This window comes from Bifidobacterium apousia, from assembly GCF_007559275.1.
GTDB lineage: Bacteria > Actinomycetota > Actinomycetes > Actinomycetales > Bifidobacteriaceae > Bombiscardovia > Bombiscardovia apousia.
Genome location: NZ_VMHK01000003.1, coordinates 143,180 through 166,571 on the forward strand (window position 1 = coordinate 143,180; position 23,392 = coordinate 166,571).

Consider the following 23,392-nt stretch of genomic DNA (forward strand, 5'->3'; position numbering starts at 1 on the left):
GGACCCGACCCTGTGCTATATTGATACATTGTGCCCATACGGTGATACTGATGGGCGCCGGGCTATAGCGCAGCTTGGTAGCGCGCCTGCTTTGGGTGCAGGATGTCGCCGGTTCAAATCCGGCTAGCCCGACTTTTGCTTTCGTCCCATTTCGGGAGTCGGATCCTTGGCATTCATGCCCAGCAATCCCACAGAAAAAATCGTCAGAGCAAGAAGGCCCGTCAGGCCTGCATACATGGACATGGTGATGGCGATGCCGACCAGATTACCCAGCGTCAGAAAGACCATCTGCCCCAGAGGTGCTCCGATCATCATGACAGTCTGGACCACTCCCATAGTTGCGGCCAAGTGGTCCTCGGCCACCGTGCTGATGAGCATGGTCATGAACCTAGGGTTGATCTTGCCCAGAAGATAGTTCATGGCCAGGAGCGGGAGGAACAGCAGGGCAGGAATGTGCAGCCATACCAGGTTGATCCCTACCATGGCGGCTGCGGCCATGACTCCGGTCAGCAGATGGGCCATGGGCAACCGCTTGAGCGGATCTGCGGCAAGGAGTGCGCCGAGAATGAGTCCTAGGGAGGAGATGCCGTTGACGGCGGCTATGGTCGTGCCGTAGCTTCCCCACCAGACCTCGGGCATGGAGATAAGCCCCAGGTTGAGCAGGGGCTGCAGGGCCGTCCCCAGAAGGTTGACCATGCATCCGAAACCCACCATCAGAACCAGAAAGGCGGAGTGGCGGAGCTCCCCCAAGATCACATGAAGGCTGGATGCTAGTCCCACATGCTTGCCCACAGGTGAGCCATTGACTGAGACCTCCGCCCTGGTGAATTTCTGATAGCCAACAGCCACGAGGATCCCCGCCAGAAGGAAGGTGAGGGCGTTGATCAGCGCAAATACAGCGAATCTGTTGCCCAGGAGGGCAATCAACACTGCGCCTCCGCCTGCACTGATGACAGCCGCGACGCTGGAGGTAGCAGAGGTGATTGAAGTCGCCTGGTGAAGCTGGCTAGGCAGGACCAGATGTTTAAGTACCGGCATCCATAGACTGCCTGCATACCCCTCGAGCATGGAAGACGCCATGTCCATGGCTATCAGCAGCACAAAGACGGGCAGGCTCTTGGACCTGCCGATCATTATGGCAATAACCAGATAGATACACACTTGAATCAGCTTGATCACCACTTGCATCCGCGTCTTGTGCACGGTCCTGTCGGCCAGGTATCCGGTCAGGATGGCTGTCAGGGCTGGAGCCACCCAGGCCATTGAGGCTATGGAGACAGCCAGTCCAGCAAAGGGCATGGTCTGGGCATAGACAATGAAGACGATGTTGAAGAGCTCGCCTCCGACCGTATTCAACAGACTGGCCAGAACCATGGTCACAAAAGGCTTGTTCTTCAGAAGCCCCTGCATGGTCAGCCGTCGATCAGGGCAGTTCGATCTTCATGAGGGTCCGATGAAGCAGCCACCAGGCCGGCAGGGAGGCCAGAAAGATGATCAGAAGCAGCAGAGCAGACAGTAGCGGGGATTGGGAGAGCAAGTTGCCCACTACAGCGTCCAGCAGGAGCAGGACCGCGAACATGATGGGCAGCGAACGCTTCCAGAAGCCTATAGAGAGGGCGATGCCAACCAACCCCACCAGTCCGGCAAGGCTGGTAACCAGCATGAGGAGAACCTGTTCAAGCAGACTGCTTGGCGAGCCCGTTCCAAGCGAACCCACAAGACGGTCGATCAGTAGCATGACGGTCAGGGTGATGGCCGTACCAGCCAAGTAGGAGAGCGCAGTGAAGAGGCCGACGAAGATCAACTTGGCCAGCAGGATTCGGCTTCGCGATATGGGGAATGAGAGGGTGAGCGCCAGGTTCCTCCCCGTATAGGGCTCAATGAAGACGAGGTTGCAGAGGGCAGCAGCCACCAGGGAGAAGCCCACCAGAAGGATGACCATGGCCATCTGCAGCACGAAGGCCAGGCTTGACAACCGAGGATCTGACCGTCCGCTAGTGTGGCCAATGGCCAGGAACATGCCTCCGATGGCCAAGGCTGCGGCCACTACTGCCAGCCCTCCGAAGATGCAGGGCCATAGCCTGGTCTTTTTCAGTTCTAATTTCAGCAGCGTCTTCATATCAGCCCTCCATGGCCTTGACCAGGGTTCGCTCGGCGACCTCCTGGCCCTGATTGAGGAGCTCCGGCACGCTGGCCCGCAGGCTGACTCTGCCGTCCGCCACGACCATCACGTGGTCGGCCGTGCGCAACACTTCGGAGAGAATGTGGCTGGAAAAGAGGATTGCACTCCCCTGGGCTGCCAGGCTGCGCAGGCTATCTCGCAGCTGTCCGATGGCCACAGGGTCCAGTCCGTTGAGCGGCTCGTCCAGTAGGTAAAGGTCAGGATGATGGCCCATGCACCTGGCCAAGGCCAGCCTCTGCCTCATGCCCATGGAATACCTGCCGACAGGCGTGGTTGAATCGGCGGCCAAACCGACCTTGTCCAAAAGTTGGCTGATCCCGGTGGGTCCGGCATCCCTATGCTCCCGGTCTGCCAATGCCAGGTAGGTCAGGTCAATCTCAAGATTTTCCCTAGCGCTGAGGGACTCATAAAAGACCGGCTCGTTGATGAACACTCCCATCCTGGCCAGATTGCCCGGGTAGTCTTCGCTCAGAGGCCTCCCCAGAAAACAGACTCTGCCGCCGACAGGCCTCTGCATTCCGGTCAGGATCTTCAACAGCGTGGACTTGCCAGCCCCGTTGGCACCTAGCAAGCCCAGAATCTCGCCCTGCCCCAGGGTCAAATCCAGTCCGGACAGCACCTCCCTGCCTTCAAACACTTGGACAATTCCGTCCGCCTTCAGCACCTGCATAAAACTCCTTTCAAAAATACCGATGGTATGTTTAGTGGAAACAAAAACCATTACTCGTTGAGTGCCCGAATCTTGCTAGTAGACAGAGCCCTCTTGGCCTTAAGATATCTATCGGCTCTAAGAGACCCCTTGATCCTGATTCTTGTCAGATTCCTCTTGCGTGGACTCCCCACTGGTGGCAGTCAAAGGATTGCTCTTCAGATGTGCGTGCAAATGCACGGCCGCACGAATAACCCGATCATCGACGACAGGCGCCCCTATTCCCTTGAGCATATCCGCCAAGAGGGAGAACTTGGAGACCACCTGGTCCCGGGTCATGGTCGAGAATCGAATCCCTATCCACATGTTGAGCAGGATGTAGAGCACCTGGGCCAGATCCTCAGGATTGCAGGGGGCGATGGAGCCGTCTTCCACACCTTCACGGACATAAGGAGTGATCACATCCACAATCCTGTCCATGGATTTCAAGTACATCTGGCCTACCATGCGGGGGCTCTTCAGCAGGGTTCTGGCGGAAAAGGTGACATCGAGACGCGAGTATGCCGACAGGGAGGCAATCAGCTCGTTGCGCAGCTTGTCCAGCCCGGTTTCGCCCGGCCAGTCCCCCAGCCAGTCTCCCTGGGAGGAGGACGAGGCCATACGCTCGGTAACCGCGTGGAAAATAGCCGTCTTGGAGGGAAAATGGTAGTAGACCGCCCCCTTGGTCATGCCGCCCAGGCCGTCGACGATGTCCTGGATGCTGGTTCCGTCGTAGCCCTTTTCCAGGAAGAGCCGCTGGGCTACATCGAGGATCTGATTGCGATGTCCTTCGGGATCCTTCGGCGTGCCCATGCAGTGCTCCTCTTCCTGTCAGCGCAACAATGCCTGATCATTCTGACCTGACCATCTTTTCTGACAAGAACCTATCATACCACCGGTATGTTCTACTCGCCCAATCACAGGCGTTGATGCCTGGGACCTTAATCCTTCTGCAGGCGACGGATGGCCTCATGCTGAATGGCCACCACTGCCTTGGCATCGGCGACTCCCGCTGCACAAAGCTCCTGCCAGGAGACCCAGGCCGACTGGATATGCTCGCCCGGGTCGAAGTCGGTGGATCCTTGATGCCAGCGACGCAGATGCATGACCACGATGTGGCCGAGCTCGTCGCTCATCCCCAGAGAGGAGTAGACATCGGGAGCAGCATCGATCCAACCGTCCTCCGGATCCAGGCGGCTTTCTGAGCCCGGCGCACCCTCAGGCCCGGGCACCAGACCGGTCTCCTCACGCAGCTCGCGCAGGACGGCCTTGACGGGGCTCTCCCCTGGATCGATGAAGCCGGCCGGCAGGCCGAAGACATAGGCCTGGGCACCCACCCGGTACTCGCGGGTCAGCAGATAGGCATCGGCAGCGCAGTCGTGTACCAGCATGACCACGCAGGGGTCGTGACGGATGAGCTGCCGATCGATGGTTTCCTTGGAACCATCACGCCGAAACATGGCCACCCGCTGCTGGTCGATAACGAATATCGGGCCGCGGAAGACCTCCCTGTCATCCATCAGCTCGGGAGCGCGGGTCATATCGATGCCCTTGGGCCCCTGGCCATCGCGGCCGTCCAGCCTGGCGGCCAATCGTGCCTGCAAATCCTGCGCTTCATCGCTCATGAAATCACTCCTCCTCAACCATCAATCCTCAGCCGTCAACGCACCACCATGGTCCAAGGGTCTGTGACGATTGATGAGACCTCCACCTGTGGACGAACACCAGTAGCCATCTCCAGGGCCCTGGCAATGTCTCCCTTGGCGTAGCGGAACCAGAGGCTCTCAATTGCCGAGTGCGGGGTGTTGATCAGCATGGGTCTGGGCTGATTGGGCCGACCGGCCATCCTGGCCTCATAGAGGGCCTGCTGGTAGGCATCCGTGGCAGGATGATGGCGCAGATCGCTGGTGATGTAGACATCGGCCCCCGTGGACCGGACCAGGTCGAACTCGGAGTCCCCTGAGCCAGGCAACAGAGCGACCGTGGAGACCATGGCCTCGGACGGACCGACCGCCTGAACACCCAGAGCCGTCCTGGGCAGGAGGCCCGCCACGGTCTGGACCAGATCCTCAAATGGCATGGGCGTGGGAAGCCGGCCCCAACGACCCAGGCCTACCCGAATTCCCTGTTCGGCGTGCAGGTCACGGTTTGAGAGCGGCTGAGGGGCCAGCGGTCGTGCATCCTGCAGGTCCAGGGCATCGGCAGCCGCCTGGGCCACACCACGGTAGGCGGCATCAGCGTTGGTATGCCCCACCCAGAGCCCACAGTGACCCTCGACCAGTCTGGTTATCATATCCCCGCGGAAGTCCAGGCCGGAAACCTGGTGGACCGACCTGAAGAAGAGCGGATGGTGGGTGATCAGCAGGTCGGCCTTGTGGTCCAGAGCCTCCTGAACCACATCGGGCCGAGGGTCTACGGCGCACCAAATCCGCCTGACCGGCCAGGACGGATCCCCCGCCACCAGACCCGGATAATCCCAGTCCTCCGCGTAGTCCAGAGGGTAGAGCCCCTCCAGCAGATCCACAACCTGGCCCAGGGGCACTGAAGGCCTCTGAACCTCATCCTGTTCATCAGGCATGACGATCCCTCCTCGGATCCTGCTGGGCCCAGGGCACCCCACGGCAGGTCAGTGAGCAGCCAGCTCCCAGTCCTGGCCTATGCCGGTGGACACGTCCAGGGGCACGGCCAATTCAACGGCATGTTCCATGGAATCCTTGACCAGCTTGGTGGCCTTGTCGGTCTCTCCGGGAGCGATCTCCACCACCAATTCATCGTGGATCTGCAGGGAGATGCGACTCTTCAGCCCCTGATCGGACAAGGCACGGCTGGCCTTGATCATGGCGATCTTCATGATGTCGGCCGCCGACCCCTGGATGGGCGCATTCAGGGCGGCCCGCTCAGCAGCCTCACGGGTTGGACGACGCTTGGAGCGCAGCCCAGGGAAGTAGCGCCGCCGACCGAACATGGTCTCGGTGTAACCCTTCTCACGGGCATCGGCCACCAGGGACTCCAGGTACTCATGAACCTTGCCGAAGGTGGCGAAGTACTTGGCGCGCAGCACGTCAGCCGCAGCCGGGCTGATCTTAAGCTGCTGGGCCAGGCCGTAGGTGCTCAGTCCATAGGCCAGGCCGTAGCTCATGGCCTTCACATGGGAGCGCTGGTCCCCGGTGACCTCCTCCATGGGAATGTCGTAGACCAGGCTGGCCACGTACCGGTGGAAGTCGGCACCCGACTTGAAAGCATCGATCAGGGCCTGATCCCCGGAAAGATGGGCCATGATCCGCAGCTCCACCTGGGAGTAGTCCGAAGAGAGCAGCGCCTCGTAGCCGCTGCCAGGCACAAAGGCCGAGCGGATCTCGCGGCCCCTGGCATCACGGTTGGGGATGTTCTGGAGGTTGGGATCCACCGAGCTCAGCCGGCCAGTAGCGGCCACGGTCTGCTCGTAGGTGGTGTGCAGCCTTCCATCCCGAGGATTGACAGCCTCGCGCAGGGTCTGCACAATCTGCTTGAGCTTGTTGGTCTCCCTGTGCTTGAGCAGGGCGCCCAGAAAGTCGTTGGCCCGCTCGTTGTTGACCGACTTGATGTACAGGTCCTGCAGAACCGAGACATTGGTCGAGTAGGAACCGGTCTTGGTCCTGTGGGTGGGCACCAGGCCCATGTCGTCGAAAAGCACCTTGCTCAGCTGCTTGGGGCTCTGCAGGTTGACACGGCTGCCGGCCCTGTCCCAGGCGATTTCCTGAGCCTGGCGGGCTTCAGCGGCGAACCGGTCGTGCATCTCCTTCAGGCGGGCATCGTCCACCTTGGCGCCTTCGGTCTCCATCTGCGCCAGGACTGCCGAGGTGGGCAACTCTATGGTGCGTAGCAGGCCGTACTGGTGACGCTCGTCCATCAGCTCCTGCAGCCGCTCGGAGACCATCATGACGTACTGCGCCTGGCGCAGAATCCGGGTCCCCCGCCTACGTTCGTCCTCGTCCTCTCGCCCGTCCAGGGCCAAGGCCCCCTGGGTAGCCTCGGGCTCCTCCTCTACGGGGATGGCCAGGAAATGGGCGACGGCCTGCTCCAGGTTGTCGGCATGAAAATCAGGCTCAGCCAGATAGCCTGCCAGCTTGGTGTCGAACAAGGGCAGGGGCATGTGCAACCCCTGGCTCTCCAAGAGGTGCAGGTGCTCCTTGTAGCCATGGACCACGCAGGTGCCGATCCGCTGGTCGATCAGCTCCTGGATGGCCCCACGCATGTCTTGGTCAATATCTTCGGCCATGAGGACCAGACCATGGCCGTCCATGGAGAGAATGGCCAGCTCCTCCAGGCCATAGTCGCCGTGCTTGGCCCAGCCGATGGCGTGGAGAACCCAGTGCTCCTTCATGGCCTCGCTGCAGCACATGGCATGCTGGTCGGAGTCGCCGATGTCCTTGATTTTGTCCAGGGAATCGGCCATGGCCTTGACATGATCCGCCGAGCGCTGGCAAAGGGCCTTGTCCGGCAGGTGCTTCTCGCACCAATCCCGCAGCTGGTCGCCGGACTCCGCCTTATCACGCTCGGGCTGGACGAACTCCTCCTGCTTGTTGCTGACATCAACCAGTGCCGAGGCTGGAGAATAATCGTAATCGGCTACCGTGTTGAATCCGCGCAGGATCTTCTTGCGGGTCTGAGGGCCGAACTGCAACTGCTCGAAGATGGGCAGCACCTGATCCGTATGGATGGTGCCAAAACGCAGATCTTCCACCTTCACACCCAGGTCTAGGTCGCGCACCAGGGCGTTGACCTTCCGGTTGAGCCGCACCTGGTTGGCGTTCTCCGCCAGGGCCTGACCCTTCTTGCCGCCGATCTCATCGGCGTGCTCCAGGATGGAATCCAGCGATCCGTACTTGTTGATCCACTTGGCGGCATAACCGTCGCCCACGCCCGGCACGCCAGGGATGTTGTCGGCGCCCTCGCCGCGCATGGCGGCCAGATCGGGATACTGCTCCGGGGTCACCTTGTAACGATCCATGATGGCCTGGGGGGTCATGTGCTTGAGGTTCTTGAAGTGGTGGCCGGGGTAGAGCACGGTGATGTCGTTGTCCACCAGCTGGAAGGCATCCCTGTCGCCCGACAGAACCAGGGTCTTGAACCCGGCCTGCTCCCCCATGGTGGCCAGTGTGCCGATGATGTCGTCGCCCTCGTAGCCGGGCTTTTCGATATAGGTGATGCCCAGGCCCTTGAGCAGGTCCTGGATCAGAGGGAGCTGGCTGAGCAGTTCCTTGGGGGCGGCCTCACGGGTGCCCTTGTACTGGGGCAGCATGGCATTGCGGAAGGTGCCGCCTTTGACATCAAAGGCTACGCCCATGTGGGTGGGCTTCTCCTTGGCCATGACATCCGCCAGCATGGTGGCAAATCCCCACACCGCGTTGGTGGGCTGCCCGGTCGAGGTGGTGAAACTCTCGACCGGAAGGGCATAGAAGGCCCGGAAGGCCAGCGAATGTCCATCGACGACCAGCAGGGTGCGGCCGTCCTTGTCCTGCTTCTTCGTCTGGTCTTCCATGGGAGGGCTAACGGTCGTTCTGGTTGGCCACGTTGTTGATGACCACGTCGGCCACCTCCTGCATGGTCAGCCTGCGGTCCATGGAGGTCTTCTGGATCCAGCGGAAGGCCTCGGACTCGGTCATCCCCATGCTCTCCATGAGCAGGCCCTTGGCCCGATCCACCCGCTTGCGGGCCTCGAAGCGGGCCTTCATGTCGGTGACCTCGTCCTTCAGGGCGTTGATCTGGTCGAAGCGTGAGATAGCTACCTCAAGGGCCGGCAGCAGCTTTTCAGGAGCGAAAGGCTTGACCACGTAGGCCATGGCTCCAGCATCAGCCGCCTTCTCAACCAGGCTCTGCTGGGAGAACGCCGTCAGCATAACCACCGGGGCCAGGTTCTCCTTGCCGATCTCAGTGGCGGCGGTAATGCCGTCAGTGCCGGGCATCTTCACATCCATGACCACCACGTCAGGCCTCAGCTCGCGAGTCAGATCAATGGCCTCCTGGCCGCTGGCCGCCTGGCCGACCACGTCATAGCCGGCATCCTCGAGAGCTTCGACGGTATCGAGCCTGATCAAAGCCTCGTCCTCCGCCACAACCACGGTCCGCCCTTCGGGGGAATCGCTGCGGTTCTTACTCTCTGAAGCCACTTTCAACCTCATTTCCTGAAAGTCCATCCGAGCTTCAGCGGAAACCGATGAGAGACGGATGGGGTTCGCTTTATCGTGCCCCCGGTGAGACTCGAACTCACACTGCACGGATTTTGAGGCCGTTTCCTCTACCAATTGGGATACGGGGGCTTTTCGTTACCACAGAGAATCTACCATACTTTGGCGACGACGCAAGGTTATTCGTGTTGAATCTGCCTTAGAATGAAGACAGGTATGTATACAGGCACATCAGCAGTCGAAGGAGAGCATGATGACCACTCAGATCTATCGACGGTTCGATCCTTGGCGCACCTCCCCCGTCCAGGAGAAGGCCCGCAAGCAGATTATGGACAGCCACTACTTCAGCGTCGACAGGGTCACCTTTGAATCCAGCGACAATCAGACCTTCGATCGCAGCATCGTCAGCGAGAAGCATGGAGACACCATCGCCGTCCTGGCCATCACCGACGACGGAAGGATACCGCTGGTCGAGCAGTACCGTCTGCCCACCCACCGCTGGACCCTTGAGCTGCCGGCCGGGCATCCGCTCAACGACAAGGAAGCCCCCATCGATGTGGCCACCAGGCGGTTGCGCGAGGAGGCCGGATACAAGGCTGCCTCCTTTAACCAGTTCGCTAGGTTCATCAATACTCCCAGCTTCTCCACCCAGCACACCACGCTCTTCTACGCGGAGGGCCTGACCCCGGTCCAGCCGGCCAGCCTGGCACCAGAGACCCCGCACCAGAACGTGCGACTCTTCACCGTGGATGAGGCCTACGACATGGTGATTGCAGGGACCATACTGGACGCCAAAACCACCATCGCCATCCTGCGGGCCAAAATCGGACTTTCCGACCTGCACTGACGCACAGATCTGGAGCTACTGCATGTTTTCACAGGTTGACATATCTGGTTGAGACCGGCACCTTCAGACAAGGAACCGGTGGCCTCTCCCCCCTGCATTTACCAACGGGGAAAGACCACCGGTTCACTGCTTCATCAGCATCTTGGGAATCTCAGGGTCCGCCTGACTGACTCAATCGACAGTCAGGCGGCAAATCTGAGAATCACTCGTTGGAGCCCACGGTGTGGACGTAGATGCAGTCGGTGTTGCCCGGCTCATGCTCGCCCTGGGCGCAGCTGAGCACCACCAGGCAGTCGCCGTCGGAGACCTTGCCCTGCTTCTTCAAGGTGGAGTCCACGAAGTTCATCAGGTCTGCGCGATTGAAGTCGTGGTAGTCCTGCCCGCAGAGGAACGCCTCGGTGCCCCAGCTCAAGGCCAGCCAATGATAGGTGTGCTCATTGGTGGTCAGTGCATAGATGGGGGCAGCCGGACGCTCGCGGGAGATCCGGTGCACGGTGTTGCCCGTCTGGGTGAAGGCCACGATGGCCTTGGCGTTGATCTTGTCGGCCAGATCCACGGCGGCGGAGGAGACGGCGCCAGAGTTGGACATATCCAGGTTGTGCATGGCCGGGATACGGTCGAAGCCGTGCGTGGTGGCGTAGTCGGAGATCCGGGCCATGGTGGACACCGTGGTGTCGGGGTATTCGCCCACGGCGGTCTCATTGGAGGTCATGGTGGCATCGGCGCCGTCAAGAACGGCATTGGCGCAGTCGGAGGCCTCAGCGCGGCTGGGGATGGGCGAATGCACCATGGAGCCCAGGACCTCGGTGGCGACGATGACCGGCTTGGCGTACTGACGGGCCAGCTCGATGCAGCGCTTGGTCACCAGTGGGACCTGCTCGAAGGGCATCTCCACAGCCATATCGCCGCGGGCCACCATGATGCCGTCAAAGGCCTTGACGATCTCCTCCAGGTTCTCAACAGCCTGGGGCTTCTCGATCTTGGCCACGATGGGGATGCGGCGACCCTCCTCGTCCATGATCTCGTGGGCGCGGTCGATGTCGGTGGCGAAGCGGACGAAGGACATGGCGATGATGTCGGCGCCGGTGCGGATGCCCCAACGCAGGTCCTCCTCGTCCTTGGGGGTCAACGCCGGCAGACTCACAGCCACGCCAGGCAGGTTGATGCCCTTGTGGGAGGAGACAGAACCGGCCACGACCACCTTGGTGTAGACCTGGTTGCCCTCGACCTTGGTGACCTCCAGGCGGACCTTGCCGTCGTCAATCAGGATGGGATCGCCGGGGTGGCAGTCCCCGGGCAGACCCTTGAAGGTGGTGGAGGTCATGTGCTCGTCACCCTCGACATCGTCGGTGGTGATGATGAACTCCTGACCCTCCTTGAGATTGACCTTGTCTTCGCCCTGCTCATTCTTCTTGAACCAGCCACAGCGAATCTTGGGACCTTGCAGATCGACCAGGGCCGCCACGTTTCGTCCAGTCTCCTTGCTGGCCTGACGAACGTTGTTGTAAACCTTGAGGTGATCTTCAGGGGTGCCGTGTGACCGGTTGAGCCTGGCCACATCCATGCCGGCATTGACCAGCTTGGTGATGTTCTCCAGAGACTCCGAAGCCGGCCCGATGGTGTCGACGATCTTGGCTTTGCGCATATGCTACCTGCCTGTTCTTTTTCCTGTTTACCGTTCTATTGTACAGACTCGGCCTGATGGAAACCACTATTTCCCGTTAGCGCTAACACCCCTTGTGATTCAAAGGTTTGTTTATTGGTTTTTCCCCTGCGAGGCTGTTGCAAGGGACTGGCGACGGCTCTTGAGCACTGAAGCCAAAGCCGCGATGCCTACGGCCAGGACGATGACCAGCAGGGATGCCCAGGTCGGAATATCAGGAACGGCTGTCAGGGGGTGCCCGCCGTTGATGAAAGGCAAGGTGTTGCCGTGCAGAGCCTCCAGGATCAGCTTGACGCCGATGAAGGCCAGGACCACAGCCAGCCCCAGGGGCAGATACTCCAGCTTGTCCAGCAGGGATCCCAGCAGGAAGTAGAGCTGCTGAAGGCCCAGCAGGGCAAAGACATTGGAGGTGAAGACGATGAAGGGATCCTTGGTCAGTCCGAAGATGGCCGGAATGGAGTCAAAGGCGAACATGACATCGGTGGTGCCGATGGCCAGGAAGACCACCAGCATGGGCGTGAAATAGCGCTTGCCCTCGAAGGTGGTCCGCAGACGCTCACCATCGTAATGGCTGGTGATAGGGATGACCCGGCGCAGGGCCCTGATCAGCCCGTTCTCGTGGTACTCCTCCTGCTTGCCCCGGCTGGAGACCATGTTCCAGGCGGTATAGAGCAGGAAGAAGCCGAAGATGAAGAAGACCCAGGTGAAGCGGGTGATCAGCGCCGTCCCGGCCAGGATGAAGACGCCGCGCAGCAGCAGGGCGATGGTGATGCCGACGCTGAGCACATAGCGCTGAAGCTGCAGGGGCACGGCGAAATTGCTCATGATGATGACGAAGACGAAGAGGTTGTCGATGCTGAGCGAGTATTCGGTCAGCCAGCCCGAATAGAACTCGATGGCCGGCTTGGATCCGGCCACCTTCCAGATCAAAGCACCAAAAATCAGAGCCATGACCACGAAGAAGCCGATGTGCCTGACGCACTCGCCGGTCGAAGGCACGTGCGGCCTACGCCCGATCACCAGAAGATCGACCACGAAGAAGACGGCCAGCACAACCAGGCTCACAACCATGAACGGCAGAGGTGTCTCGGACATACCACCAGACTCTAGCGGCAAGATATGACGTGCTCGTCTCCCCCGTCTGCCCGTAGGACATCCTCACAGGCAGCGGTCTGCAAGTCGGGCCTGTGATGCTCTTGCCTCCACATCACAGGCCCGACTTACGTATTGGTCTGCTTACTTTTTGGCCTCGGTCATCTGACGCAGCTCCTTCTTCAGATCCTTGATTTCGTCGCGCAGACGGGCTGCAAGCTCGAACTGCAGCTGTTGCGCAGCCGTGTGCATCTGGTCGCTCAGCTGACGGATCAGGTCGGCAAGGTCCTGCGCCGGCAGACCGGCCTGGAGGATCTCCTGATGCCGCTTGTCAGCCTCGTCCTTGTCATAGAGGGGCACGCCCAGGTGGGAGTTGCCGGCCTTGTTGGCGTTGCGGTAGCCGCCCGCCAGCAGGGTCTGGGTGTCCACGTCTTCCTTGGCCAGCATGTCGTTGACGTCGCTGATTTTCTTGATCAGCGGCTTGGGGTCCACGCCGTGCTCCTTGTTGTAGGCGATCTGCTTGGCCCGGCGACGGTTGGTCTCGCTGATGGCCTTGTCCATGGAGTCGGTGACCTCGTCCGCGTACATGATGACCTTGCCGGACACGTTCCTGGCCGCACGGCCGATGGTCTGGATCAGGGAGCGGTAGGAGCGCAGGAAGCCCTCCTTGTCCGCATCCAGAATAGCCACCAGGGAGACCTCGGGCAGGTCCAGCCCCTCGCGCAGGAGGTTGATGCCCACAATGACGTCGATCTTGCCCTCGCGCAGCTCCCGCAGGAGCTCCACCCGCCGCAGGGTGTCCACGTCCGAATGCAGATACTCCACCTTGATGTCGCGCTCCAGCAGGTAGTCGGTCAGATCCTCGGCCATCTTCTTGGTCAGCGTGGTCACCAGAACACGCTCGTGACGATCCACCCGGGCCTTGATCTCGTCCAGGAGGTCGTCCACCTGGCCCTTGACCGGCCTGACCTCCACCTCGGGATCCAGAAGGCCTGTGGGTCGGATGACCTGCTCCACCACCCCGTCGGACAGGCCCATCTCATAGTCGCCCGGCGTAGCCGACAGGTAGACGGTCTGGCCCACCTTGTCCAGAAACTCGGGCCACTTGAGCGGACGGTTGTCCATGGCCGAGGGCAGACGGAAGCCGTGCTCGACCAGGGTCCGCTTGCGGCTGGCATCCCCCTCGTACATGGCTCCGATCTGGGGAACCGTCACATGGGACTCGTCGATGACCAACAGGAAGTCGTCGGGGAAGAAGTCCAGCAGGGTATGGGGCGGGGAACCGGGTTCGCGCCCGTCGAAGTGGCGGGAATAGTTCTCCACTCCAGAGCAGGTGCCGATCTGGGTGAGCATCTCCAGGTCGTAGGTGGTGCGCATGGTCAGCCTCTGGGCCTCCAGCTCCTTGCCCTGCTTGCGCAGCTGGCCCACACGCCAGTCCAGCTCCTCCTTGATGGTCTTCAGGGCGCGCTCCATCCGCTCGGGACCGGCCACATAGTGGGAGGCGGGGAAGATGTGCACGGAGGTCTCATGGGCGATCTCGTCTCCGGTCAGCGGGTGCAGTGTGGAGATGCGGTCGATCTCGTCCCCGAAGAATTCGATGCGGACGGCCAGCTCCTCATAGACGGGGATGATCTCGACTGTGTCGCCGCGCACGCGGAAGGTGCCACGGGTGAAGGCGATGTCGTTGCGCTTGTACTGCATGTCCACGAACTTGCGCAGCAGGTCGTCGCGGTTGATCCGGTCACCCTCGTGCAGGAAGAGCATGCGTCCGGCGTATTCCTCGGGCGTGCCCAAGCCGTAGATGCAGGAGACGGTGGCCACCACCACACAGTCGCGCCTGGTCAGCAGGTTGGCCGTGGCGGCGTGCCGGAGCCGCTCCACGTCGTCGTTGATGTTCGAGTCCTTCTCGATATAGGTATCCGTTTGAGGGATGTAGGCCTCGGGCTGGTAGTAGTCGTAGTAGGAGACGAAGTAGGAGACCGCGTTGTCGGGCATGAGCTCGCGGAACTCGGCGCAGAGCTGGGCGGCCAGGGTCTTGTTGGGCTCCAGAATCAGAGTGGGCCGCTGCAGGCGCTCGATCAGCCAGGCCGTGGTCGCGGTCTTGCCGGTGCCGGTGGCGCCCATGAGCACCACGTCGTTCTCGCCGTTCTCGATCCGAGTGGCCAGCTCCTCGATGGCCTCTGGCTGGTCGCCGGAGGGCTTGTAGGGAGACTTGACCACGAAGGGCTTGTCGGTCCGCTCAATGTTGAACCCCATGAAACTCCCTTCCAGGATGCGTCATTCGCCAAGGCCCCTCAGTCGCTGTGCGAGGACCCCTGGGCCAAGGATTTCAGCTCTTCATATATTCTATCAACAGACTCGAACATTTGTTCGATAGGCTGGGATCCGTCCACCAACAGATCGGCCTGGGCGCGTCGCGAACTGCTGCTGGTCTGGGAACCGATGCGCTCAACAGCCTGGCTTGGCGTCATATGCCGCTGATTCACCATACGCGCAATCCTCACCTGGCTTGGGGCCTCCACCAGCAGGACCCTGTCGAAATGAAAAGGAATGGCTGAGCCCACCTCGGTCAGCAGGGGCACCTCATGGACCACCACCTCGGAGCCCTCCAGCCAGGGCTGCTCGGCCTTGGCGGCCAGCTCATAGACCAGCGGATGGATGATGTCGTCCAGGTCCTCGCGGTCCCGGTCGGCCGCCGGGCCGCCGAAGACCCGTGCCGCCAGGGCTGACCTGTCCACGCCCCCCTGGCCGTCCCCACAGTCTGTGCCAAACCGATCCAGGACCGGCCCTACGCCGGGTCCGCCCGGGGCAATGACCTCATGGGAGAGCCGGTCGTAGTCGATGACCTTGGCTCCGTCCTGAGCCAGCCGAGCCGCCACCGTGCTCTTGCCAGCCGCTATCCCGCCAGTCAACCCCACACGTATCATCCTGACCTCCCGCATATCCTTTACGACAGCAGATACAAATGGAGGGGCCCGACCGAGGCCGGACCCCTCCATTCACCGCTAAATGCTCACTTCTTTTCCTTGAGCAGCTGCTCGCGCAGGGCGGCCAGCTGGTCGTCGGAGGCCAAGGTGCCCTCGGAGCTGGACTCCGAGCTGTAGTTGGTGGTCTCCTCGGAGTTCTGACGGCGGGAGCGCGAACCGGAGGCAGGCGCCTGGGAGGACCGGCTGTCCTCGGCGGCCGAAGCCTCGGCGTTCTCCAGCTCCTTGGCCACGAAGGCCTTGTGCTGCTCCCAGAGGTCGTGGGCGGCCGCATACTGGGACTCCCACTCCTCCCGCTGCTTCTCGTAGCCGGCGATCCACTCGTTGCTCTCGGGGTCGAAGCCCTCGGGGTACTTGTAGTTGCCCTCCTCGTCGTACTCGGCGGGCATGCCGTAGATGGCCGGATCGAAGTCCTCGGAGGTCGGGTCGACGGAGTCGTCGGCCTGCTTGAGGGACAGGGAGATGCGGCGGCGATCCAAGTCAACGTCGATGACCTTGACGAAGATCTCCTCGCCCTGCTTGACCACGGTCTCGGGGTTCTCCACGTGACGATTGGCCAGCTCGGAGATGTGGACCAGGCCCTCGATGCCGTCCTCGACGGAAACGAAGACACCGAACTGCACGATCTTGGTGACCTTGCCCTTGACGATCTGTCCGGGCACGTGGGTCCGGGCGAAGCGCTGCCAGGGATCTTCCTGGGTGGCCTTGAGGGACAGCGAGATGCGCTCGCGGTCCATATCGACATCCAGCACCTCGACGGTGACCTTGTCGCCCACCTTGACGACCTCGCTGGGGTGATCGATGTGCTTCCAGGAGAGCTCGGAGACGTGGATCAGGCCGTCCACACCGCCCAGGTCGACGAAGGCGCCGAAGTTGACGATGGAGCTGACCGTGCCCTCGCGGATCTGGCCCTTCTTGAGCTGGGCCATGAAGGTCTCGCGCACCTCGGACTGGGTCTCCTCCAGGTACTGGCGGCGGGAGAGGACCACATTGTTGCGGTTCTTGTCCAGCTCCAGGATCTTGGCCTTGATCTTCTGCCCGATGTAGGGAGACAGGTCGCGCACGCGGCGCATCTCGACCAGGGATGCGGGCAGGAAGCCGCGCAGGCCGATGTCGACGATGAGCCCGCCCTTGACGGCCTCGATGACGGTGCCCTCAACGACGCCGTCAGCCTCCTTGATCTTCTCGATGTCGCCCCAGGCGCGCTCGTACTGGGCACGCTTCTTGGACAGGATCAGGCGGCCTTCCTTGTCCTCCTTGGTGACGACCAGGGCCTCGATGGTGTCACCGACCTGGACCACATCGTCGGGATCGACATCCTTCTTGATGGAAAGCTCGCGGGAGGGAATCACGCCCTCGGTCTTGTAGCCGATGTCCAGCAGAACCTCGTCATGGTCGATCTTAACGACCGTCCCCTCGACCAGATCCCCATCGTCGAAGTTCTTGATGGTGGAATCGACTGCCTTGATGAAGTCTTCCTCGGACCCGATGTCATTGACCGCGACCTGGGGGACTTCCTTCTTGTTCTCTGCCATTAATTAAATTGTTTCTTGTATAGTTGGTGGATATTTTTTCCGTATTGAGTTATGCGTTCCCGCCGGCAGGCGCGAACATTCTCCATGATAGGAGACACTGCGGTCATTGTCGCCGGGAGACCTCGGGCGTGTCGCAGACAGGGATTCCGGCGGCTCGCTCAGCCGATTCGACCACATTGACCAGGAGCATGGCCCGGGTCATGGGCCCCACCCCGCCGGGATTGGGCGTATAAGCGGCTGCAGACAGCCTGGCGGCCGGATCGATGTCGCCCTTGATCCGCCAGCGCCCCTCCTGCTGGTCCCAGATCCGGGAGACGCCTACATCCACCAGGACGGCACCCTGGCGAACCTGGTCCGGACCAACCAGCCCGGCTCGGCCCACGGCCGCGATGATCACGTCAGCCCTGCGCAGATGGGCGTCAATGTCCTTGGTGCGGGTATGGCAGAGGGTCACGGTGGCATCCACCCCGCGGTTGGTCAGGAGCAGACCGATGGTGCGGCCCACGGTCAATCCTCGGCCCAGCACGCAGACCTCCTTGCCGGCCAGGTCAATCCCGTAATGGTCCAGCAGGTACAGGATCCCTCGCGGGGTGCAGGGCAGGGGGGTCCGCACCTGGCCATCGGTATGCAGGACCAGCTGGCCCAGGCTGTAAGGATGCATGCCGTCGGCGTCCTTGGCCGGATCGATGCGATCGATGATCTCGGTGGGATCCACGCCCTCGGGCAGGGGCAGCTGGACGATGTAGCCGGTGCATTCAGGATCCTGGTTGAACTGATCCACCGCAGCAAGAATCCGCTCCTTGCCGGCATCGGCGGGCAGATCAATCCTGATCGACCTGATGCCCACCTGGCTGCAGTCCCGATGCTTGCCCTCTACGTATTTGACTGAACCGGGGTCATCCCCCACCAGGATGGTCCCCAGCCCAGGAGTGCGTCCCATGGCCGTCAGCCTCGCCACGCGAGCGCGCAGGTCCTCCTTGAGTTCCGCAGCCGCCGCCTTGCCGTCCAGTTTCACTGCAGTCAATACATCTCCATCATTCAAGCGGGCGCAAACCCTTGTCGAAGTCGTCTGGGCCAGACTAGCGCAGATTCCTCCCCGACCGGAAGCTCCGTCCAAGGGCCGGGACGGGAGGACTCGACTGCTGAAGTTGCGTGCTGTCCCCTCCCCAGCGATAATGAGAATCATGCTCAATAAGAGCAGGTTCACCTTGTGAGCCCTTGCAGGAAAGGAAGCCATGGATACGGACACGGACAGCACATCCACGCAGGCCTGCATCGTCTTCGACCATGCCGCCATCCGCCGATCCGGGCGGCTGATCTGGTCTGAAGGAACCTTCGCCATCCCCTCGGGAACCGTGACCGCCATCGTAGGCACCAACGGCACGGGCAAGACCAGCATGATGCAGGCCGAACTGGGTCTGCTCCCCCTGGACGCCGGCAGTCTGCAGGTCCTGGGGCAAGCGGCCGGCCAGGCCAACGACCGCATCGGCTACGTACCCCAGAGCTACACCTCGGATATCGACTCCAACCTGACCGCCGAGCAATCCGTCCTGCTGGGACTGACCGGCACCCGGTTCGGCATTCACCCCGTCACCCGGCAGGACCGCGAGCGCGCCAGAGAGGCCATGCGCTTCGTCGGCGTGGAGGACAGGGCCCACCTGCGCTTGTCCCAGCTCTCCGGCGGTCTGCGACAGCGGGTGGCCATCGCCCAGGCCCTGGTCTGCGATCCTGATCTGCTCATGCTTGACGAGCCCCTGGCCAATCTGGACCTGGCCGGGCAGCGCGCCACCGTCCACCTGCTGGCCCAGCTCAACAGCCGTCTGGGCATGTCCATCCAGGTGGTGGCCCACGACCTGAACATGCTGCTGCCTGTGCTGACCGGGGCGGTCTACCTGCTGGACGGGCACCCTCATTACGCCCGCATGGACGACGTGCTGGACTCGGACCTGCTCACCCACCTCTACGGCACCAAGGTGGAGGTGGTCACCACTCCCCAGGGGGACATGTTCGTGGCCCCCGACATGGACGAGCCGATCGGACCCGTCCACAATCGCTACCAACCCAGCCAGGTGGCCCGCCTGCACGGGACGGACCGGGAAAGGAACTCATGACCACGCCAGTCTTCGACCCCCATTGGACGGAGATCCTCGCCGCCCCCTTCATGCGCAATGCCATGGTGGCCGGATTGTGCATCGCCGTGGCCGCCGGAGCCATGGGCTACTTCACCATCGCCAGACATTCCACCTTCGCCGCCCACGCCCTGGCCCACATCGGTCTGCCCGGGGCCACAGGGGCCGTCCTGCTGGGGCTGCCGGTCTCTGCCGGCATGGGCCTGTTCGCCCTGGGCGGGGCGCTGGTCATCGGAGCCCTGGGCAAGCGGGCCTCCCAGCGGGAGATCGCCACGGGCACGGTCCTGGCCTTCGCCACCGGCCTGGGGCTCTTCTTCGCCAGGATGTCCAGTTCGGCCTCCCAGCAGATGCAGGCCATCCTCTTCGGATCCATCCTGACCATCACCCGGGGCCAGGTCGTTGGCTTCATCATCTTCGATGCAATCCTGCTGATCCTGCTGGCCCTGATCTACCGGCCCCTGCTCTTCAGCTCCCTGGATGAGCAGGTGGCCCAGGCCCGTGGCGTGCCCATCGGGCTGATGAACCTGACCTTCATGGCCATCATGGCCGGGGTCATCACCATCGCCGTGCCGGCAGTGGGAACCCTGCTCATCTTCGCCCTGGTCGTCACCCCGGCGGCCACGGCCAACATCCTGGTGGCCTCTCCCCTGCGGGCCATGCTCCTGTCGGGACTGATCTGCCTGGCTTCCATCTGGGGAGGCCTGGTGATTTCGGCCATGGTTCCCGCTCCTCCAAGCTTCGTCATCGTGACCCTGTCCACCCTCTTCTGGGCTCTGGCCAAGGGGTGGGCGGCCCTGCGCGCCTGATGCCGGTCAGTCCACCATGGCGGTGGCCATGACGGCGATGCCCTCGTCGTGACCGGTGAAACCCATGCCATCGGTAGTGGTAGCGGTCAACCGAACCGGTGCACCAACAGCCTGGCTCATGGCCTGCTGGGCCAGGTGACGACGGGAGGAAATTCTGGGACGCTGTCCGACGATGACCAGGGAGGCGTTGAGCAGCCTGCGACCGTGCCCATGCAGGCAGTCCATGGTCTTTGCCAGCATGTCCGCCCCATGCATGCCCGCTCCGGGGGACTGTGATCCCAGGCCGAACAGGGTGCCGATATCGCCCAGATCGGCGGATGACAGGATGGCATCAATCAGGGCATGGGCGGCGGCATCGCCATCAGAATCGCCCAACAGGCCAGGAGTTCCATCATTCCAGGACAGGCAGGCCAGCCAGAGAGGACGCTCACCGGTTGGATCAAAGCGATGGGCGTCAAAGCCCAGTCCAATGCTTGGATGGCCCATGACCGGATCCGGTCTCAGCGCTTGGCCTTGGTCTTGCCCTTGCCCTTGGTCTTGGCGGCCTCCTGGGCCACCCGCGCCAGGGTCTTGGAAGCCGGCTCCTTGGGGGACTTGGTATGGTGCTTGTCGTCGCCGGGCATGGGCTCCGCATAGCCCAGGTTGACGTCCAGCAGACGCTGGGCCTCGTCCTCGTCCAGCTTCTCTGACAGGGCGATCTCGGAGGTCAGGATCTTGCGGGCCTTGATCAGCATCCGCTTCTCGCCCGCCGACAGCCCGTGCTCGTCCACGTCACGCTGGGAGAGGTCGCGCACCACCTCGGCGATCTTGTTGACCTCGCCGGTGGCGATCTTCTCCACGTTCAGCTTGTAGCGGCGGGACCAGTTCATCTCCTTCTCCTCCACCACCGGGGTGCGCAGGATCTCGAAGACCTTGGCCACCGCCTTGGCGTCGACGATGTCTCTGACGCCCACCTTGGCCGCGTTCTCGACGGGGACGTTGATGACCAGCCCGTCCGAGGAGAGCACGGACAGCTGCAGGTACTTGCGGGTGACGCCCTTGACGGTCCGTTCGGTGATGGCGTCCACCCTGGCGGCCCCATGACGCGGATAGACGACCATGTCACCGACCTTGTAACCCATATGCCCTCCAGAACGAGTCGAGAAAATACCATATAATAATGCCATTGCGCATGGACTTGTTGATGGGCGCCCTGGGACGACGCGATTCTCCGCGAGCACACTTCCCCTGGAGGCTCTGAAGACTATTCTGGAAGAAACGACGGTGGTGGAACGAATGCCGACAAGGCTCCACCCCGCATGACGAGCATCGTTTTGCGGATCAGTGATCGAAGACAGAGGTAGGCATGATCAGAAACACAAGCCGCTACACTACACCCAGCACCATCCTGGTGGTTGAGGACGAACCCACCCTGGCCACTGCCATAGCCCAGCGCATCACCGCCGAAGGGTGGACGGCCCGGGTGGCATCGGACGGTGCCAGCGCCGTGCAGGCCGCCTCCCAGATCAAGCCCGACCTGGTCATCATGGACATCATGCTGCCCGTCATGGACGGACTGGAGGCCACCAAGCGGATCGTGGCCGAGCGGCCGGTGCCGGTGCTGATTCTGACCGCCCGGGACGACGAGGCCGACAAGGTGACCGGTCTGGGCGCCGGCGCCGACGACTACATGACCAAGCCCTTCTCCATGCGCGAGCTGATCGCCCGCTGCAAGGCCCTCCTGCGCCGGGTGGAGCGGGCCAAGGTCATCGCCAAGAACTCCGAGAACGAGAAGGTGCTGGACTTCGGATCCCTGGTCATCGACCCGGCCCAGCGCATCGTGACCCTGCGCGGGGAGCAGATCCACCTGACCCCCACCGAATTCGACCTGCTGGCCACGCTGGCCCGTCGGCCCAAGTCCGTGCTCACCCGCGAAAAGCTGCTGGAGGAGGTCTGGGACTGGGTGGATGCCTCGGGCACCAGGACGGTGGACTCCCACGTCAAGGCCCTGCGCCACAAGCTGGGTTCGCAGATGATCCGCACCGTGCATGGCGTGGGCTACGCCTTCGAGCCGCCCGAGGATCAGGATCAGGACCAGCGGTAGCAGCCGCGGATGCACGCCATGAGCAAGGACGGCAAAAGCCGGCGCAAGGGGCCCAGTCTGAGTGCGCGGGTGGACCGCGAACGGCCCATTGGATCCTTCGCCTCATTGAAGGTGGAGCTGAGTGTCCTGATCATCATCTCCACAGCCATCGCCTTCGTCATGGCCTGGTTCCTGCTGAAGATGGGCTGGAGCGGCTGGATCGCCATGCCGCTGACCCTGGTGGTGGCCCTGGGGATCACCTACTTCTTCTCCCGAGGGCTCACCGCTCCCCTGCGGCAGATGCGGGATGCGGCGGAGGCCATGGCCGACGGTGACTATACGGTCCGGGTCCACGCCACCACGACCAGCCATGACGAGGTCGGGCTCCTGGCCCAGTCCTTCAACGAGATGGCCGAGGAGCTCCAGCACGCCGACCAGATGCGCCGGGACATGGTGGCCAATGTCAGCCACGAGCTGCGCACCCCCGTCTCGGCCCTGCAGGCCATGGTGGAGAACATGGCGGACGGGGTGACCGAGCCCACGCCAGCCAACCTGGAGGGGATCCTGGAGCAGACCCACCGCCTGTCCGACCTGATCGCCTTCCTGCTGGACCTGTCGAGGATGGAGGCCGGGGCCGCCAGCCTGCAGATCGAGGACTTCGACTTCGGGGACTTCATCGACGAGACCCTCCAGCCCCTGGCCATAGCCGACGCCGGGCACGCTCACGACATCCAGGTGGACCTGGAGAAGGGCCTGAGAATGGAGGGCGACCAGGACCGGCTGCGTCAGCTTTTCACCAACGTCATCAGCAACGCCCTGAAGCACTCGGCCGACGGCACCACGGTGCTGATCCAGGCCCACGAGGACCGGCAGCAGGAGACCATAGTCACCAACGTGGTCAACTTCGGCTCGCAGATACCCCCCGAGGCCCGTACCGATATCTTCCGGCGCTTCGTCAAGGGCAAGGCCGGCCCGGGCACGGAGTCAGGCGGCACCGGGCTGGGGCTGTCCATCGCCCGCTGGGCGGCCCAGTTGCATGGAGGCCAGGTGCAGGTGGTGGACGATCCGCGCGGAGCGGACTTCGAGATCACCCTGCCCAGATATCACCGCGACCCCGACGAGGATGAGGGGGACGGGGACGGCTCCGGCGGGCCCGACGCGCCGCATTGACGGGGAGGCGCACTTCGGCTCATAATGAAATCGAACATTTGTTCGAATGCCATCGAGTTCGAGGTGT

Annotated in this window: 21 protein-coding genes and 2 tRNA genes; 6 read left to right on the top strand and 17 right to left on the bottom strand. The window is 62.3% G+C overall.

The features are described from left to right. Positions 1–58 precede the first annotated feature (58 nt). Positions 59–132: transfer RNA gene (locus tag FPK30_RS05615), tRNA-Pro, on the top strand. Here the strand turns inward: FPK30_RS05615 and FPK30_RS05620 are convergent. The 9 genes from FPK30_RS05620 to FPK30_RS05660 form a co-directional block, all read right to left on the bottom strand. Continuing rightward, entirely contained in the window at positions 124–1,410 is a 1,287-nt protein-coding gene (locus tag FPK30_RS05620) for an MFS transporter (protein WP_144085675.1), read from the bottom strand. The genes FPK30_RS05615 and FPK30_RS05620 overlap by 9 nt on opposite strands. A 13-nt stretch (positions 1,411–1,423) precedes the next feature. Next, positions 1,424–2,119, bottom strand: a complete 696-nt coding sequence (locus FPK30_RS05625; protein WP_144085676.1) for an ABC transporter permease — start codon at positions 2,117–2,119, stop codon at positions 1,424–1,426. Position 2,120: 1 nt separating this feature from the next. Next, a complete protein-coding gene (locus FPK30_RS05630) occupies positions 2,121–2,852 on the bottom strand; it encodes an ABC transporter ATP-binding protein (protein ID WP_186279406.1) in 732 nt (243 codons plus the stop codon). A 117-nt stretch (positions 2,853–2,969) separates the two neighbouring features. Beyond that, a complete protein-coding gene (locus FPK30_RS05635) occupies positions 2,970–3,683 on the bottom strand; it encodes a TetR/AcrR family transcriptional regulator (protein WP_144085678.1) in 714 nt (237 codons plus the stop codon). Positions 3,684–3,811: 128 nt separating this feature from the next. Beyond that, on the bottom strand, positions 3,812–4,495 hold the full coding sequence (locus FPK30_RS05640) for an NUDIX hydrolase (protein ID WP_144085679.1): 684 nt from the start codon (positions 4,493–4,495) through the stop codon (positions 3,812–3,814). A gap of 35 nt (positions 4,496–4,530) precedes the next feature. Further along, positions 4,531–5,448 carry a Nif3-like dinuclear metal center hexameric protein gene (locus FPK30_RS05645; RefSeq protein ID WP_144085680.1) on the bottom strand — a complete coding sequence of 306 codons (918 nt, stop codon included), beginning with the start codon at positions 5,446–5,448 and terminating at the stop codon, positions 4,531–4,533. A 48-nt stretch (positions 5,449–5,496) separates the two neighbouring features. After that, the gene (gene polA / locus FPK30_RS05650) at positions 5,497–8,391 is read right to left on the bottom strand and encodes a DNA polymerase I (protein ID WP_144085681.1); all 2,895 of its coding nucleotides are present in this window, start codon (positions 8,389–8,391) and stop codon (positions 5,497–5,499) included. A gap of 7 nt (positions 8,392–8,398) precedes the next feature. Beyond that, entirely contained in the window at positions 8,399–9,031 is a 633-nt protein-coding gene (locus tag FPK30_RS05655; protein WP_197071164.1) for an ANTAR domain-containing response regulator, read from the bottom strand. Positions 9,032–9,095: 64 nt separating this feature from the next. Then, positions 9,096–9,169: transfer RNA gene (locus FPK30_RS05660), tRNA-Leu, on the bottom strand. A gap of 121 nt (positions 9,170–9,290) precedes the next feature. Here FPK30_RS05660 and FPK30_RS05665 point away from each other — a divergent pair. Then, positions 9,291–9,884, top strand: coding sequence for an NUDIX domain-containing protein (locus FPK30_RS05665; protein WP_024627356.1), 594 nt, complete (start codon positions 9,291–9,293; stop codon positions 9,882–9,884). Between the two features lie 202 nt (positions 9,885–10,086). On the opposite strand, the gene pyk is transcribed toward FPK30_RS05665, so the two are convergent. The 6 genes from pyk to FPK30_RS05695 all read right to left on the bottom strand — a co-directional run bounded on the left by pyk (position 10,087) and on the right by FPK30_RS05695 (position 18,182). Then, positions 10,087–11,529, bottom strand: coding sequence for a pyruvate kinase (gene pyk, locus FPK30_RS05670; RefSeq protein ID WP_144085682.1), 1,443 nt, complete (start codon positions 11,527–11,529; stop codon positions 10,087–10,089). A gap of 111 nt (positions 11,530–11,640) precedes the next feature. Beyond that, on the bottom strand, positions 11,641–12,642 hold the full coding sequence (locus FPK30_RS05675; protein ID WP_144085683.1) for a TerC family protein: 1,002 nt from the start codon (positions 12,640–12,642) through the stop codon (positions 11,641–11,643). 141 nt (positions 12,643–12,783) lie between these two features. Continuing rightward, positions 12,784–14,895 (bottom strand): excinuclease ABC subunit UvrB, encoded by a 2,112-nt coding sequence (uvrB, locus tag FPK30_RS05680; protein ID WP_101432488.1) that lies wholly within the window; start codon positions 14,893–14,895, stop codon positions 12,784–12,786. Positions 14,896–14,933: 38 nt separating this feature from the next. Continuing rightward, the gene (coaE, locus tag FPK30_RS05685) at positions 14,934–15,581 is read right to left on the bottom strand and encodes a dephospho-CoA kinase (protein WP_232341979.1); all 648 of its coding nucleotides are present in this window, start codon (positions 15,579–15,581) and stop codon (positions 14,934–14,936) included. A 71-nt stretch (positions 15,582–15,652) separates the two neighbouring features. Continuing rightward, the gene (gene rpsA, locus FPK30_RS05690) at positions 15,653–17,158 is read right to left on the bottom strand and encodes a 30S ribosomal protein S1 (protein WP_144085684.1); all 1,506 of its coding nucleotides are present in this window, start codon (positions 17,156–17,158) and stop codon (positions 15,653–15,655) included. Between the two features lie 103 nt (positions 17,159–17,261). Next, on the bottom strand, positions 17,262–18,182 hold the full coding sequence (locus FPK30_RS05695) for a bifunctional methylenetetrahydrofolate dehydrogenase/methenyltetrahydrofolate cyclohydrolase (RefSeq protein WP_144085685.1): 921 nt from the start codon (positions 18,180–18,182) through the stop codon (positions 17,262–17,264). 211 nt (positions 18,183–18,393) lie between these two features. Between FPK30_RS05695 and FPK30_RS05700 the strand changes: the two genes are divergently transcribed. Next, positions 18,394–19,269, top strand: a complete 876-nt coding sequence (locus tag FPK30_RS05700) for an ABC transporter ATP-binding protein (RefSeq protein ID WP_144085686.1) — start codon at positions 18,394–18,396, stop codon at positions 19,267–19,269. After that, the gene (locus tag FPK30_RS05705) at positions 19,266–20,093 is read left to right on the top strand and encodes a metal ABC transporter permease (protein ID WP_045924561.1); all 828 of its coding nucleotides are present in this window, start codon (positions 19,266–19,268) and stop codon (positions 20,091–20,093) included. The genes FPK30_RS05700 and FPK30_RS05705 overlap by 4 nt, the downstream gene beginning before the upstream one ends. A gap of 6 nt (positions 20,094–20,099) precedes the next feature. Here the strand turns inward: FPK30_RS05705 and FPK30_RS05710 are convergent, their stop codons facing one another. Beyond that, a complete protein-coding gene (locus tag FPK30_RS05710; protein ID WP_144085687.1) occupies positions 20,100–20,579 on the bottom strand; it encodes a 2-C-methyl-D-erythritol 2,4-cyclodiphosphate synthase in 480 nt (159 codons plus the stop codon). A 14-nt stretch (positions 20,580–20,593) separates the two neighbouring features. Further along, entirely contained in the window at positions 20,594–21,214 is a 621-nt protein-coding gene (locus tag FPK30_RS05715; RefSeq protein ID WP_024627346.1) for a CarD family transcriptional regulator, read from the bottom strand. Positions 21,215–21,438: 224 nt separating this feature from the next. Between FPK30_RS05715 and FPK30_RS05720 the strand changes: the two genes are divergently transcribed. Both FPK30_RS05720 and FPK30_RS05725 read left to right on the top strand, forming a co-directional pair. Beyond that, complete coding sequence (locus tag FPK30_RS05720) at positions 21,439–22,176, top strand: response regulator transcription factor (RefSeq protein ID WP_101432493.1); 738 nt, start codon at positions 21,439–21,441, stop codon at positions 22,174–22,176. 18 nt (positions 22,177–22,194) lie between these two features. Continuing rightward, positions 22,195–23,325, top strand: a complete 1,131-nt coding sequence (locus FPK30_RS05725) for a sensor histidine kinase (protein ID WP_144085688.1) — start codon at positions 22,195–22,197, stop codon at positions 23,323–23,325. The last annotated feature ends 67 nt before the right edge of the window (positions 23,326–23,392 follow it).

Excerpts from the sequence above, each read along its gene's own strand:
- rpsA (WP_144085684.1), bottom strand. The coding sequence starts at position 17,158 with ATGGCAGAGAACAAGAAGGAAGTCCCCCAGGTCGCGGTCAATGACATC.
- FPK30_RS05720 (WP_101432493.1), top strand. The coding sequence starts at position 21,439 with ATGATCAGAAACACAAGCCGCTACACTACACCCAGCACCATCCTGGTG.
- FPK30_RS05665 (WP_024627356.1), top strand. The coding sequence starts at position 9,291 with ATGACCACTCAGATCTATCGACGGTTCGATCCTTGGCGCACCTCCCCC.
- FPK30_RS05705 (WP_045924561.1), top strand. The coding sequence starts at position 19,266 with ATGACCACGCCAGTCTTCGACCCCCATTGGACGGAGATCCTCGCCGCC.
- FPK30_RS05700 (WP_144085686.1), top strand. The coding sequence starts at position 18,394 with ATGGATACGGACACGGACAGCACATCCACGCAGGCCTGCATCGTCTTC.
- FPK30_RS05710 (WP_144085687.1), bottom strand. The coding sequence starts at position 20,579 with ATGGGCCATCCAAGCATTGGACTGGGCTTTGACGCCCATCGCTTTGAT.
- FPK30_RS05675 (WP_144085683.1), bottom strand. The coding sequence starts at position 12,642 with ATGTCCGAGACACCTCTGCCGTTCATGGTTGTGAGCCTGGTTGTGCTG.
- FPK30_RS05725 (WP_144085688.1), top strand. The coding sequence starts at position 22,195 with ATGAGCAAGGACGGCAAAAGCCGGCGCAAGGGGCCCAGTCTGAGTGCG.
- pyk (WP_144085682.1), bottom strand. The coding sequence starts at position 11,529 with ATGCGCAAAGCCAAGATCGTCGACACCATCGGGCCGGCTTCGGAGTCT.
- uvrB (WP_101432488.1), bottom strand. The coding sequence starts at position 14,895 with ATGGGGTTCAACATTGAGCGGACCGACAAGCCCTTCGTGGTCAAGTCT.
- FPK30_RS05655 (WP_197071164.1), bottom strand. The coding sequence starts at position 9,031 with ATGAGGTTGAAAGTGGCTTCAGAGAGTAAGAACCGCAGCGATTCCCCC.
- FPK30_RS05630 (WP_186279406.1), bottom strand. The coding sequence starts at position 2,852 with ATGCAGGTGCTGAAGGCGGACGGAATTGTCCAAGTGTTTGAAGGCAGG.
- FPK30_RS05635 (WP_144085678.1), bottom strand. The coding sequence starts at position 3,683 with ATGGGCACGCCGAAGGATCCCGAAGGACATCGCAATCAGATCCTCGAT.
- FPK30_RS05645 (WP_144085680.1), bottom strand. The coding sequence starts at position 5,448 with ATGCCTGATGAACAGGATGAGGTTCAGAGGCCTTCAGTGCCCCTGGGC.
- polA (WP_144085681.1), bottom strand. The coding sequence starts at position 8,391 with ATGGAAGACCAGACGAAGAAGCAGGACAAGGACGGCCGCACCCTGCTG.
- FPK30_RS05640 (WP_144085679.1), bottom strand. The coding sequence starts at position 4,495 with ATGAGCGATGAAGCGCAGGATTTGCAGGCACGATTGGCCGCCAGGCTG.
- FPK30_RS05625 (WP_144085676.1), bottom strand. The coding sequence starts at position 2,119 with ATGAAGACGCTGCTGAAATTAGAACTGAAAAAGACCAGGCTATGGCCC.
- FPK30_RS05620 (WP_144085675.1), bottom strand. The coding sequence starts at position 1,410 with ATGCAGGGGCTTCTGAAGAACAAGCCTTTTGTGACCATGGTTCTGGCC.
- FPK30_RS05715 (WP_024627346.1), bottom strand. The coding sequence starts at position 21,214 with ATGGGTTACAAGGTCGGTGACATGGTCGTCTATCCGCGTCATGGGGCC.
- coaE (WP_232341979.1), bottom strand. The coding sequence starts at position 15,581 with ATGCGGGAGGTCAGGATGATACGTGTGGGGTTGACTGGCGGGATAGCG.